Genomic DNA, 12,501 nt, shown 5'->3' on the forward strand with positions numbered 1-12,501 from the left:
GGACAACCCCCTGCGCGGGGCGCCCCGCCGTAGGCCGTTCGAGCGAGGCGGGCCTACGGAGCGGCTCAGATGCCCGGCCGGTAGCGGATCGGATGCTCCTGCGGCACCTCGACGAGGATGATCTCGTGGCCGTCCGGATCCGTGATCCACATTTCGATCAGGCCCCACGGCTCCTTGACCGGCTCCCGGACCACCGTGACGCCCCGCTCCACCAGCTCCGCGTGCGCCGCGTGCACGTCCGCCACCTGCATCCACAGCTTGAGGCTCGGCACCACAGGCTCCGCGGAGCGGCCCGCCACCTCCAGGAAGCCGCCGCCCAGGAAGTACACGGTGCCCCGCTCGGGCCCGGTGCCGAACTCCCGGTAGACCGCGAGGCCCAACGCCTCCCCGTAGAACGCCCGCGACCGCTCGGGGTCGGTCGGCCGGATCAGGACCCTGCTGCTCAGTACGTGAACCATGCCGACGCAGCGTAGTCCGCTCGCGTTAATCTCGACGGCGCCCCGCACACACGCCGTCCCTCAACCTGGAGGCCCTCACATGACCACCGTCGACCTTGTCTTCCGTGACGCCGGGCCCGAGGACGTCGACGTGCTCGTCGCCCTCATCGAGTCGGCCTACCGGGGGGACTCCAGCCGGACCGGCTGGACCACGGAGGCGGACATCCTCGAAGGGCAGCGGACCGACCCTCAGGGCGTGCTCGAGGTCATCGAGGACCCCGACAGCCGGCTGCTCACGGTGGAGCGGGACGGCGCGGTCGTCGCCTGCTGCCAGCTGGAGCACCGCGGAGAGCACGCCTACTTCGGCATGTTCGCGGTCAGCCCCGCCCAGCAGGGCGCCGGCCTCGGCAAGACGATCATCGCGGAGGCGGAGCGCAGGGCCCGCGAGACGTGGGGCGTGGGCGAGATGCACATGACGGTGATCGACGCCCGCGAGGACCTCATCGCCTGGTACGAGCGCCGCGGCTACTGCCGTACGGGACTGACCATCCCGTTCCCGTACGGCGACGAGCGCTTCGGCATCCCGCAGCGCGACGACCTCAAGTTCGAACTGCTCGTCAAGCCGCTCGCGTAGGCACACAGGTCACGCGGTGAAGCGGCCCGTGCGCTTGATCTCCGGGTAGTCCGTGGTCGCGCCGTCGAGGCCGAGCGCCCGTACGAGCCGCAGATCGTCCTGGGTGTTCACGACCCAGCCGATGATCCGCAGGTCGGACTTGCGGGCATGCTCGACGACCTCCTGCGTGAGCCGCCGGATGTTGAGCACCAGCGTCGTGGCCCCCGCGGTGACGGCCCGCTCGACGACGCCCGTCCCGTAGCGGCTGGCCACGAGCGCCGTGCGTACGCCGGGCACGAGCCGGGCGATCTCCGCGATCGCCTCGTCGTGGAACGAGATCACCTCGACCCGGTGCACAAGGTCGCGGCGCAGCAGGACATCGGCGAGCGCCTGGGCCGCGGCGGTGTCCTTGATCTCTGCCTGCAGCGGGGAGCCGACCGCGTCGAGCACTTCCTCGAAGACCGGCACGCGCTCGCCGCGCCCGGCGTCGAGGCCGCGGATCTCGGCGAGGGTCTTCTCGGCGATCGGGCCCTGGCCGTCCGTGGTCCGGTCGACGTCGGCGTCGTGCATGACGACGAGCGCGCCGTCCTTGCTCAGGTGCAGGTCGAGTTCGATGATGTCCAGTCCTCCGCGCTCGGCGGCGACGAAGGACCTCAGGGTGTTCTCGGGTTCGACACCCATGGCTCCGCGATGTCCGATGGTGAGGAAGTTCAAGGTCGTCTCGCCTCCGTCGACTGCGGCTCGGTGCTGCCGCGCGGACGCGACAGACTCGTACACTAACGGGCCGTCTGCGCGAGGGAACCGTGCCTGCGAGAAGGAGCGGAGTCGTGGGTTCGGGCACCCACGACCCCGAGGATCAGTCCAGTGATCACGGCGGCGACGAGGACGGCACGGGTACTCATGGCGGATGCGCCTCCGAGCGGTACGGGCAGGGGTCCGGCCCCGTCCTACCGGGCAGGTCACCCTCGGCGCGAGTTCGCTCACCCGGTGGTGGGCGCGTCCCCGTCGGCGTTGACTTCGGGGATGGCGGGCAGCGCGTCCAGGTCCGCCAACATGCCGCGCGCGAGCTCGACTTCGGCCGCGAGGTGCCGCTCGCTCCAGCGCAGCGCGATCTGCGGGTGCGCCCACGCCTCCACGCCCTGTGCCCGCGCGGCCGCGTCCCGCACCTCCTTCAACTCGCCCTCGGCGCGCGCCACATGCTCCTCGACCAGGGTGCGCAGCCGCCCCGGGGCGGCGAGATGCCCCAGCCATACGCGCAGCAGCACCGGGTGCCGCAGCGACACGGCGGCCGTGTCCCGGTCGTCGGCCGCCCACGCGGCGAGCGCGTCCCTGCCCGCGCGCGTGATGGCGTACGTGCGCTTGGTGCGCGGCTCCTCCGGGCCCGAGCGCCTGGACGTGGCGTAGCCGAGCCGCTCCAGCCTGCGCAGCTCGGCGTAGATCTGGCTGAACGCGGGGGAGCCGTAGAAGAAGCGCAGCGACGCGTCCGCCCACTTCTTCAGCTCGTACCCGGTCCGCTCGCCGGGCGGGAAGGACAGCAGACCGAGAACGGCCCAGGCGGTCGGCGGCAGCTGCTGCGTGGTCGGCATGGCTCCGCATTGAATCCAGCGGAGGTCACGGACGCAAGAGCTACTTTCGGCGCAGCCGCGCCGCGAGGTGGTGCTGGAGCGGTTGGCCGACGGCCGCGAGCCGGTGGCTGAACGTGAGGGTGTCGTCGTCGGTGAGCGTGTAGCGGCGTCCCGTGGCGTCGACCTGCTTGGCGGTCGGCGTGAGGCCCACGGCGTGCGTCGTGAGCTCGACCGTGCCGTCGGTGACGGCACCGACCATGACCTCCGCGATCCCGGTGGGCTGCGTGATCAGCGCCTCGACGCGGCCCTCGGGCTGAATCCGCCACCAGCCGCTCTCGCGTGCGGCGGGCCGCACGGGGGCGTCGTCGGCGTCGATCAGCCAGGCCCGCGCCTCGTACCGCAGAAAGGGCCTGCCGTCGTGGCTGAACGTGACCTCCTGCGCGTACGTGAAGTCGCTGTCCAGGGTGGGGTACTCGCCGCTTCCCCGGCCGCTCCAGGTGCCGAGGAGCCCGAGGACGGGCGCGAGCAGCGGGTGCGGCTCGGGGGTCCCGTCGTACGGGTAGGGCGGGGCGGGGTCGAACACGGGTGACTCCAGGGGGTCGAGGGGGCTACCGGGGAAGCGTAAAGCGTGTCCGGAGCGTCGCACCCCTTCCCATCTCTGACGGCTCGTCATATAGCTATTAGTCATATGGCAGCTCCACGTCCGGGAGGCACCGTGAAGTTCAGCGTCATCTTCGAGGCCCAGCTCGCCGACCCCACCGTCGAACGCGAGCACCAGCTGCTGCGCGACAGCGTCGAACAGGCCGTGTTTGCCGAGGAGATGGGCTTCGACCGGATCTGGGCGGTCGAGCACCACTCCCTCAAGTGGTACGCCCACATGTCCGCTCCGGAGATCTTCCTGACCTGGGTCGCGGCCCGCACCTCCCGCATCCGCGTCGGGCACGGTGTGGTGTGCATGCCGTTCAACTTCAACCACCCCGCGCGCGTGGCCGAACGCGCCGCCATGCTCGACCTGTTGTCCGGCGGGCGGCTCGACCTCGGGGCCGGGCGTGGCGGCACCACGCAGGAGACGTCGCTCTGCGGAGTCGACAAGGAGCGGACCACGCAGGAGGTCGAGGAGGCGCTGCGGATCATCGGGAAGGCGTGGGAGAAGGACGAGCTGGAGCACCACGGGCCGCTCCTCGACATCGACCCGCACCCGATCCTGCCGCGCCCCGCCCAGACCCCGCACCCACCCCTCTTCCTCGCGTGCAGCCGCACGGAGACGCTGCGCCAGGCCGCCGAACTCGGCGTCGGCGCCCTGGTGATGGGCTTCGCGGGCCCGGAGGCGATCGCCGACATGCGCGCCGCCTACGACGCGGCGATCACGGCCCGCACCACGGAGCGCCATGTCTCCTCCGTCGTCAACGACCACTTCTCCGTGCTCTGCCCGACGATCGTGCTCGACGACCGGGAGACGGCCCGCGGCATCGGCATCCGCGGCCAGCGCTTCTTCGCGCAGTCCATCGGGCACTGGTACGGCGGCGCGGGCATCCCCGACGAGGCCGTCGTGGAAGGCGCGGACGAGGCGGAGGAGATGCGCCGGGCCGCCGAACAGGTCGTGGCCCGCCTCCACGAGCACCACATCCCCGTCCGCCCCACCGCCACGGCCACCTTCAACGCCGACCACGCGTACGGCACCGCCGACGACGCCATCGCCTACGTCGAACGCCTCCGCGACGCGGGCGCCGACGAAATCATGTGCCTCATCCAGATGGGCACGGTGCCGCAGGAGGCGTGCATGGAGACGCTTCGGCAATGGGGCGAGAAAGTGATCCCACACTTCCGGCACGCATCAAGCCCCGCCGCCTTTTGACCAGCCAAGTCCGGCCGGCGATCGACAATTCAAGCCCCTCCGGTGGTGAGTACTTTCAAGCCCCGCCGACGGTGAGCATTTTCAAGCCCCGCCGGCGATTGCCCCGTAAACCCCCGCTGCCCGGCGAGCAATTTAAGCCCCGCCGGCGATTGAGGCGCGGGGTCCGGGGCAGAGCCCCGTGACGTCGCCCCCGGCCGACCGCACCCGCACCCACCCCCGCCGAACCTCGCCGAGCCGAACCAAGGAGCCGCCCATGACCCCCCACCCGCTCGACCGCCTCGCGCCAGAGGCCCGTCCCCTCGTCGACGCCATCGCCACCGCCTTCCCTGACCTCGGCGGCACCGTCACCGACGCCGCCGAGGCCCGCCGGATCCTCGCCGCCGCCCCCGAGTCACCGTTCCCCGCCCCCGCGGTGGGGTCCGTCGAGGACCGCGCGATACCCGGACCGCCGGGCGCGCCCGCGATACCCGTGCGCGTGTACCGGCCGAAGCCGGAGGCGGATGCGGAGCCGGACGCGCCGGGATCCCGCCCCGTCGTCGTCTTCTTCCACGGCGGCGGCTGGGTCATCTGCGACCTCGACAGCCACGACCGCACGGCCCGCGCCCTGTGTCGTGACGCCGGCGCCGTCGTCGTATCGGTCGACTACCGGCTCGCGCCCGAGGCCCCGTTCCCCGCCGCCGTCGAGGACGCGTACGCCGCCCTGTGCTGGACCGCCGACCACGCGCGCGAACTGGGCGCCGACCCACAGGCATTGACGGTGGCGGGCGACAGCGCGGGCGGGAACCTCGCCGCGGTCGTCGCACAGATCGCACGCGACGAGGACGGCCCCGACATCGCTCGCCAGGTCCTCGTCTACCCGGCCACCGACGCCCGCCAGAAGTCCGGCTCCTTCGCTGCCAACGCCGAGGGCTACTTCCTCACCGCCGCCCACTGCGGCTGGTTCCGCGAGCAGTACCTGGGCGCCGACGGGGACCCCGCCCACCGCCACGTATCGCCGCTCCTCGCCGAGGACCTCGCCGGGCTGCCCGCCGCGCACATCGTCACCGCCGGCTGCGACCCGCTGTGCGACGAGGGCCGGGCGTACGGGAAGGCGCTGCGCGACGCGGGCGTCGCGGTCACGGAGGACCACTTCCCGCGGATGTTCCACGGATTCTTCGGCTTCCCGGAGCTGCTCGACGACGCCCGGCAGGCCCTCGCCGGAGCGGCAAAGGCGATCGCGACCACCGCCCGTCACAGGAAAAACAGCGGCGATCAAGGGGGTAGTGCAGGATAATTTCCCGAGATCCCCCTTGTGGTCGAGAACCTCGCGTGCATACGGTGTCCTTACGCGAGGTTCTCCCGTGGAGGTTGGGACATGACGGAAATTCTTGTGCAGGCCGGCGCGGGGGAGACGGATTCTCCGGCCTCTCCGGTCCAGGTGGTCGGACCCAGGGTGGTGGAACACCCGGCCTGGCCCTTGCTCAAGGACGCCGTGGAGGAGTTCAGGCCTCTGCAGAGCAAGGACGGCTCGATCGACTTCGAGGCCGAAGGCGCCCCGGCGAAGGCCGACGCCGAGCGGATCGTGGGCCGTGTCATAGCCGCGGTCGACGAGCTCGCCCCGCTGCTGCCGCACGACGCCGCGTACCACGAGGCGCTCGTGCGCGACCTGAGCCGCTGGGTGCGGGACGGCTTCGGGGTCCCGGACTTCCTGGACTCGCTGCTCGCCTTCCAGCCCGCGGCCCAGCGTCGGGACGGCCTCCAGCACCTGGTGCTCTTCCCGATGTACACGCAGAACGGCAACCCGGACCGCAATCTGGAAGCCGTCGTCCTGAAGATGGTGTGGCCGCAGTGGCTCGCCGAACTCGAGGCGACCCGTTACGACAACCCGCTGTTCTGCGGAATCACCTTCGAGGACTTCACCTCCGGGTACGACACGAACTCGGCGGTGCTCTTCCCGGAGACGATCGCCGTGCGCGAGGCGCCCGAGCGGTTCTCCTGGGGCGGCATCTTCTGCGACCGCGAGGCGGCCCGCTTCCGCCGCGTCACCGAGGCCGCCGTCGACATCCTCGGCGTCGAACTGCCCAAGGACATCGAGGAGATGGTCGCCGACCAGGACCGCTGCCAGCAGGCCTTCGTACTGTGGGACATGGTCCACGACCGCACGCACAGCCACGGCGACCTGCCCTTCGACCCGTTCATGATCAAGCAGCGCCAGCCGTTCTGGATGTACGGCCTCGAAGAGCTGCGCTGCGACCTCACCGCCTTCAAGGAGGCCGTGAAGCTGGAGGCCGACGGCGTCCCGCAGGCGCGCGACGTGCAGTACGCCGTGCTCTTCGACCGGATGTTCCGCTTCCCGGTCACCGGCGACCGCGTCAAGAACTACGACGGTCTGGGTGGCCAGCTGCTCTTCGCGTACCTGCACAAGCACGACGTGGTGCGCTGGACGGACAACAAGCTGCACATCGACTGGCAGCGCGCCCCCGAGGTGACCAACCAGCTGTGCGGCGAGATCGAGAAGCTGTACCGCGACGGCATCGACCGCCCGAAGCTGGTGCACTGGTTCGCCGCGTACGACCTGGTGTCCACGTACCTGTCCCCGCACCCGGGCTCCACCTGGGCGAAGGGCCCCGACGCCCTGGACACGTCCCTGCCGCCGCGCAAACTCGTGGACGAGGTGCTTCCCGACGAGTTTCCGCTCAGCATGTTTTATGAGGCGCTTTCGAAGAAGCTGAAGAAGGTGATCGCTTCTACGAAGGGGATCACCGCGGAGAGCGTCGCAGAGAAGGGCGCGGCGAATGCCGCTCCAGTGGAGCCGGTGCTTGCATCGGGGGCCGCGTGAGCCACGGCGAAAAGCAGCAGGAGGCGACTGTCATGAGCGACACCAGCGGGACCAGGGACTCACTGGACGGTGCGGTGATCGCGGTCGCCGGAGCAGCGGGACCGGCGGGCCAGGCCACCCTCAAGCGGCTCGCGGAGGCCGGCGCCACCGTGATCGGCGCCGACGCGGACGCGGAGCGCCTGGTGGCGGCCGTCGACGAGGCGCGCTACGCGCACGGCGGGGCCACGGTCATCGGCGACAACGTCGACCTGCTCGACCTGCACGCCACCCGTGACTGGGCCGGGCGCATCGAGAAGGACTTCGGCCGTGTCGACGGCCTCGTGCACCTCGTGGGCGGCTGGCGCGGCGGCGCCACGTTCGCCGACACCGACCTCGCCGACTGGGAGCTGCTCGAAAAGCTCCTGATCCGCACGGTGCAGCACACCTCCCTCGCGTTCTACGAGGGCCTGTCCCGCAGCGACCGCGGCCGCTACCTGCTCATCAGCGCCGCGGGCGCCTCCAAGCCGACCGCGGGCAACGCCGCGTACGCCGCTTCGAAGGCCGCGGCCGAGGCGTGGACGCTCGCGCTCGGCGACTCCTTCCGTAAGGCGGGGGGTGAGGCGGGACCGCAGCAGGCGGCTGCGATCCTGGTGGTCAAGGCGCTGGTGCACGACGCGATGCGCGCCGAACGCCCCAACGCGAAGTTCGCGGGCTTCACGGACGTCACGGACCTGGCCGAGGCCATCTCCGGCGTCTGGGAGCGGCCCGCCGCCGAACTGAACGGGACCCGTCTGTGGCTGACCGAGAAGCCGTGAATCCCCCCAACCAGGTACAGAGGACCGATGCCCACCGGCATCACGACCCCACCACGCAGGGGTTCGCCAGCGACAACTACGCGGGCGGCCATCCCGAGGTGATGGCGGCGCTCGCCCTCGCCAACGGCGGGCACCAGGTCGCGTACGGCGGGGACGAGTACACGGACCACCTTCAGACGATCATCCGCAGCCACTTCGGCCCGACCGCCGAGGCGTTCCCGGTGTTCAACGGCACGGGCGCCAACGTCGTCGCGCTCCAGGCGGTCACCGACCGCTGGGGCGCGGTGATCTGCGCCGAGTCCGCGCACATCCACGTGGACGAGGGCGGCGCCCCCGAGCGGATGGGCGGCCTGAAGCTGCTCACCGTGCCGACCCCGGACGGCAAGCTCACCCCCGAGCTGATCGACCAGCAGGCCTACGGCTGGGACGACGAGCACCGGGCGATGCCGCAGGTCGTCTCGATCACGCAGTCCACCGAACTCGGCACGCTCTACAAGCCCGACGAGATCCGCGCGATCTGCGAGCACGCCCACGGGCACGGCATGACGGTGCACCTCGACGGCTCCCGGATATCCAACGCCGCCGCGTCCCTTGACGTCCCCATGCGGACGTTCACGAACGCGGTCGGCGTCGACATCCTGTCGCTCGGCGGCACCAAGAACGGCGCGCTGTTCGGCGAGGCCGTCGTCGTCCTCAACCAGGACGCGGTGCGCCACATGAAGCACCTGCGCAAGCTGTCCATGCAGCTGCACTCCAAGATGCGCTTCATCTCGGTGCAGTTGGAGGCGCTGTTCGCCAAGGACCTGTGGCTGCGCAACGCCCGGCACGCGAACGAGATGGCCCAGCGCCTCGCCGAGGGCGCCCGCGCCGTCGACGGCGTCGAGATCCTCTACCCGGTGCAGGCCAACGGCGTCTTCGCCCGCCTCCCGCACGACGTCTCCGAGCGCCTGATGAAGAAGTACCGCTTCTACTTCTGGGACGAGGCGGCCGGCGACGTGCGCTGGATGTGCGCCTTCGACACGCGCGAGGAGGACGTCGACTCCTTCGTGGCGGCCCTCAAGGAAGAGATGGCGCGATAGCCGCCCCTACAGCCGAGGCGCATATATATGCGACCACCTGTAAATGTATTGACTTACAGGTGGTCGCATTTCTATGCTCGCGTGCCATGCAGCTGATCCAGCAGAACCCCGACCTGTCCGCGTATTTGGCGGCCGACGACGTCATCGACCACCATCAGCCGCTCGTACGCGAGACGGCGGCGCGCCTCGCGCGCGATGTCGCCGATTCATATGTATACGCCCAGGCTGCCTACGAGTTCGTACGCGACGCCATTCCGCACTCCGCCGACAGCGGGGACCCGCGGGTCACCTGGCGGGCGTCGGACGTCCTGGAGAAGGGCACCGGTATCTGCCACGCGAAGGCGCACGCGCTGGCGGCGCTGCTGCGCGCCGAGGACATCCCGACCGCACTCTGCTATCAGCGGCTGACGCACGACGCGGGTACGGGCTGGTGCGTGCACGGACTGGTGGCCGTGCGGCTGCGCGGGGCGTGGCACCGGCAGGACTGCCGCGGGAACAAGCCGGGTGTAAACGCCCAATTCTCCCTGGACGGAGAGCGGTTGGCGTGGATACCCGACCCGGAGGCGGGGGAGGCGGACTACCCGGCGCTCCACGACGCGCCGCACCCGGCGGTGCTCGACGCGCTGCGCGGCGCGCCGGACCGCCCGTACTTGCGGGAGAGCCTTCCGGACGCCCTCCCGGTGTGACTCAGCCTGCCCCGGCGGCCTTGACCTCTTCCGGGGTCGGGGCGGTGCCGCCCAGGTGCGCCGGCATCCACCATGTGTCGTCCTCACCCTTGGGGCGCACCGGGTAGGCGCGCTGCGCGGCCTCGAGCAGCTCCTGCATGCGCGTGCGCAGCCGGCGCGTGATCGCTCCCGCGTACTGGTCGCTCGGCGCCTCCATGGCCTCACCGACGCGGACCGTGACCGGGATGTGCTGCCGCTTGAAGTTGCGCGGACGCCCCTTGGTCCACAGCCGCTGCGTGCCCCACAGCGCCATCGGAATCAGCGGCACGCCGGCCTCCTGGGCCATGCGCACCGCGCCCGTCTTGAAGCTCTTGAGCGTGAAGGACTCCGAGATCGTCGCCTCCGGGAAGACGCCGATGATCTCGCCTGCGCGCAGCGACCGCAGCGCGTGCTGGTACGCGTGCTCGCCCTGGGAGCGGTCCACCGGGATGTGCTTCATGCCGCGCATCAGCGGGCCGGAGATCTTGTGCCGGAAGACCGACTCCTTGGCCATGAAGCGGACGAGACGCTTCTGCGGCAGCGCCGCCAGGCCGTCGAAGATGAAGTCCAGGTAGCTGATGTGGTTGCTGACCAGGACCGCACCGCCGGTACGCGGAATGTTCTCCGAGCCCTTGCAGTCGATCTTCAGGTCGAGCGCCTTGAACATCGTGCGGGCGGCGCCGATGACCGGAGGGTAGACGAGCTCTGCCATGGAGGGGGTTGGCCCTTCAGTAAGTTACGCGGCCGTAGGTTTTCCGGCTTGCGCAGATGGTGCCCCATCAACGGCTGGGGGGCCAGTCCTGGTTCCAGCACGGTACGAGATCCTGGTCACGTGCCGGGAATACGCGAACGGCCGGAAAACGCTGCACGGAATGCGGCGAAATGGAGGAGGAGCAGGGTGGCGGTCGGTGAACAGACGTGGGGCGCGGCGCAGTTGGGCGAGGAGCTGGGGGAGCGGGCGACGCTCGTGCAGTTCTCCAGCGCGTTCTGCGCGCCCTGCCGGGCCACCCGCCGGGTCCTCGACGAGGTCGCCGCGATGGTGCCGGGCGTCTCTCACGTGGAGATCGATGCCGAGGACCGCCTCGACCTCGTACGGGACGTGGGCATCCTCAAGACCCCGACCGTGCTCGTCCTGGACGCGCGCGGACGCGAGGTGCGCCGGGCGTCCGGGCAGCCGCGCAAAGCGGACGTCATCGCGGCGCTCGGCGAAGCCGTGTGAGGCGGGCGGGCATGGAGGGAAGCGGGAGCGTGGGGGCGTCGCGTGACGCATCTCCCAGATGACGGAACGCACTTGACTGCATGCGCCACGTATCGTCAGAGTGACCTTATGCCTTCGGAACTCCTTCTCGTCGAGCGGGTCCACGTGGACCTGGCTCGCTGTTCGAGCGCCCGCTGTCCGCGCGTCTGACGCAGCTACGGCCCCTTGCTCGAACCCTCCTGTCAGAAGGACAACTCCATGACGGCCACGCCCGATCTGCGCCCCGCCCAGGCAGCGACCCCCGACCTGTTCCGCTCCGTCTTCCGGCAGCACGCGGCAGGTGTGGCGGTGGTCACCGCGCCCGGGGCGGCCCCCGTCGGCTTCACCGCCACTTCCCTCACCTCTGTCTCCGCGAGGCCCCCGGTCGTCTCGTTCGGCATCGGTGTCGGCTCGTCGAGCTGGCCGACCGTCGCCGAGGCCGAGTGCGTCGGCGTGCACATACTCGGCGAGCACCAGGCCGAGCTCGCGGCGACGTTCGCGAAGAGCGGCGCGGACCGCTTCGGCGCGTCCACCCGCTGGTTCGAGGGCCCCGAGGGTGTGCCGATCCTCGACGGCGTGCTCGCCTGGCTCGTCTGCAAGGTCATCGCGCGCGTGCCCGCGGGGGACCACCAGGTCGTGCTCGCGGAGGCGGTCTGCGGCGACCCGGCGGGCGCCGGCCGTCCGCTGCTGTACCACCAGGGCCGCTTCAACGGCCTGCGCGACTGAGAGTTCCTGTGCCGCGCGATTACACAGCGTTGGCAAGGTCACAGTTCAAAGCGCTTGCTTAGTGGGCATATCCTGGGTGTACTGGCGAGTAACCTTCTATTCGGAGCGCGGGCCGCCCCGACCGGAAGAGTCCGCACAAGGCGCATATGCTGCCTGCGAGAAGGCGTTTTCAGCCGTAGCAGTACAGCTAGGCGTGTGGCCAGTACAACTGGCAGCAAGACAGCCGCCCAGATAAAGACGATTGCAGTAGGAGAGCCGGCGTGAGCTTGAGGATCGTTGTCACCGTGAAGTACGTGCCGGACGCCACGGGCGACCGGGGTTTCGCCGATGACCTGACGTTGGACCGCGACGATGTCGACGGTCTGCTGTCGGAGCTGGACGAGTATGCGGTGGAGCAGGCGCTGCAGATCTCGGAGAACTCCGATGACGACGTGGAGATCACCGTGTTGACGGTGGGTCCCGAGGACGCCAAGGACGCGCTGCGCAAGGCGTTGTCGATGGGTGCGGACAAGGCGATCCACGTGGAGGACGACGACCTGCACGGCACGGACGCGATCGGCACCTCGCTGGTGCTGGCCAAGGCGATCGAGAAGGCCGGCTACGACCTGGTGGTCTCCGGTATGGCGTCCACGGACGGCACCGCGGGCATTGTGCCGGCGCTGGTCGCCGAGCG

16 protein-coding genes are annotated in these 12,501 nt (G+C 70.3%); 10 read left to right on the top strand and 6 right to left on the bottom strand.

Annotated elements, in window-relative coordinates; all coding sequences use genetic code 11:
- Positions 1–65: 65 nt before the first annotated feature.
- Positions 66–458, bottom strand: coding sequence for a VOC family protein (locus ACWD2L_RS21170; RefSeq protein ID WP_351330571.1), 393 nt, complete (start codon positions 456–458; stop codon positions 66–68).
- A gap of 79 nt (positions 459–537) precedes the next feature.
- Between ACWD2L_RS21170 and ACWD2L_RS21175 the strand changes: the two genes are divergently transcribed.
- Positions 538–1,071, top strand: coding sequence for a GNAT family N-acetyltransferase (locus ACWD2L_RS21175; protein WP_351330569.1), 534 nt, complete (start codon positions 538–540; stop codon positions 1,069–1,071).
- A gap of 9 nt (positions 1,072–1,080) precedes the next feature.
- Here the strand turns inward: ACWD2L_RS21175 and ACWD2L_RS21180 are convergent, their stop codons facing one another.
- The 4 genes from ACWD2L_RS21180 to ACWD2L_RS21195 all read right to left on the bottom strand — a co-directional run bounded on the left by ACWD2L_RS21180 (position 1,081) and on the right by ACWD2L_RS21195 (position 3,198).
- Entirely contained in the window at positions 1,081–1,764 is a 684-nt protein-coding gene (locus ACWD2L_RS21180) for a glycerophosphodiester phosphodiesterase (protein WP_351330567.1), read from the bottom strand.
- Positions 1,765–1,826: 62 nt separating this feature from the next.
- The gene (locus ACWD2L_RS21185; RefSeq protein WP_351330565.1) at positions 1,827–1,952 is read right to left on the bottom strand and encodes a hypothetical protein; all 126 of its coding nucleotides are present in this window, start codon (positions 1,950–1,952) and stop codon (positions 1,827–1,829) included.
- Positions 1,953–2,030: 78 nt separating this feature from the next.
- The gene (locus ACWD2L_RS21190; RefSeq protein ID WP_351330563.1) at positions 2,031–2,636 is read right to left on the bottom strand and encodes a PadR family transcriptional regulator; all 606 of its coding nucleotides are present in this window, start codon (positions 2,634–2,636) and stop codon (positions 2,031–2,033) included.
- Positions 2,637–2,676: 40 nt separating this feature from the next.
- On the bottom strand, positions 2,677–3,198 hold the full coding sequence (locus ACWD2L_RS21195) for an FABP family protein (protein WP_351330562.1): 522 nt from the start codon (positions 3,196–3,198) through the stop codon (positions 2,677–2,679).
- A 132-nt stretch (positions 3,199–3,330) separates the two neighbouring features.
- Between ACWD2L_RS21195 and ACWD2L_RS21200 the strand changes: the two genes are divergently transcribed.
- From ACWD2L_RS21200 to ACWD2L_RS21225, 6 genes are all read left to right on the top strand, one after another.
- Positions 3,331–4,470: an LLM class flavin-dependent oxidoreductase gene (locus ACWD2L_RS21200; protein WP_351330560.1), complete on the top strand. Its 1,140-nt coding sequence runs from the start codon at positions 3,331–3,333 to the stop codon at positions 4,468–4,470.
- A gap of 253 nt (positions 4,471–4,723) precedes the next feature.
- On the top strand, positions 4,724–5,743 hold the full coding sequence (locus ACWD2L_RS21205; protein WP_351330558.1) for an alpha/beta hydrolase: 1,020 nt from the start codon (positions 4,724–4,726) through the stop codon (positions 5,741–5,743).
- An 81-nt stretch (positions 5,744–5,824) separates the two neighbouring features.
- Positions 5,825–7,288 carry a DUF6421 family protein gene (locus ACWD2L_RS21210; protein WP_351330556.1) on the top strand — a complete coding sequence of 488 codons (1,464 nt, stop codon included), beginning with the start codon at positions 5,825–5,827 and terminating at the stop codon, positions 7,286–7,288.
- A gap of 32 nt (positions 7,289–7,320) precedes the next feature.
- Complete coding sequence (locus tag ACWD2L_RS21215; protein WP_351330554.1) at positions 7,321–8,082, top strand: SDR family NAD(P)-dependent oxidoreductase; 762 nt, start codon at positions 7,321–7,323, stop codon at positions 8,080–8,082.
- Positions 8,079–9,161: a threonine aldolase family protein gene (locus ACWD2L_RS21220; RefSeq protein ID WP_351330553.1), complete on the top strand. Its 1,083-nt coding sequence runs from the start codon at positions 8,079–8,081 to the stop codon at positions 9,159–9,161. Before ACWD2L_RS21215 ends, ACWD2L_RS21220 begins: the two co-directional genes overlap by 4 nt.
- An 86-nt stretch (positions 9,162–9,247) precedes the next feature.
- Positions 9,248–9,847 carry a transglutaminase domain-containing protein gene (locus tag ACWD2L_RS21225; protein WP_351330552.1) on the top strand — a complete coding sequence of 200 codons (600 nt, stop codon included), beginning with the start codon at positions 9,248–9,250 and terminating at the stop codon, positions 9,845–9,847.
- A 1-nt stretch (position 9,848) separates the two neighbouring features.
- On the opposite strand, the gene ACWD2L_RS21230 is transcribed toward ACWD2L_RS21225, so the two are convergent.
- Positions 9,849–10,577, bottom strand: a complete 729-nt coding sequence (locus ACWD2L_RS21230) for a lysophospholipid acyltransferase family protein (protein WP_351330550.1) — start codon at positions 10,575–10,577, stop codon at positions 9,849–9,851.
- 186 nt (positions 10,578–10,763) lie between these two features.
- Between ACWD2L_RS21230 and ACWD2L_RS21235 the strand changes: the two genes are divergently transcribed.
- The 3 genes from ACWD2L_RS21235 to ACWD2L_RS21245 form a co-directional block, all read left to right on the top strand.
- Positions 10,764–11,084 (top strand): TlpA family protein disulfide reductase, encoded by a 321-nt coding sequence (locus ACWD2L_RS21235; protein ID WP_351330548.1) that lies wholly within the window; start codon positions 10,764–10,766, stop codon positions 11,082–11,084.
- Positions 11,085–11,321: 237 nt separating this feature from the next.
- Positions 11,322–11,828 carry a flavin reductase family protein gene (locus ACWD2L_RS21240; RefSeq protein ID WP_351330547.1) on the top strand — a complete coding sequence of 169 codons (507 nt, stop codon included), beginning with the start codon at positions 11,322–11,324 and terminating at the stop codon, positions 11,826–11,828.
- Positions 11,829–12,088: 260 nt separating this feature from the next.
- Positions 12,089–12,501 (top strand): electron transfer flavoprotein subunit beta/FixA family protein (locus ACWD2L_RS21245; protein ID WP_451190503.1); only part of this gene is annotated, 413 nt, incomplete at its 3' end.

Source organism: Streptomyces sp. NPDC002754, from assembly GCF_053592315.1.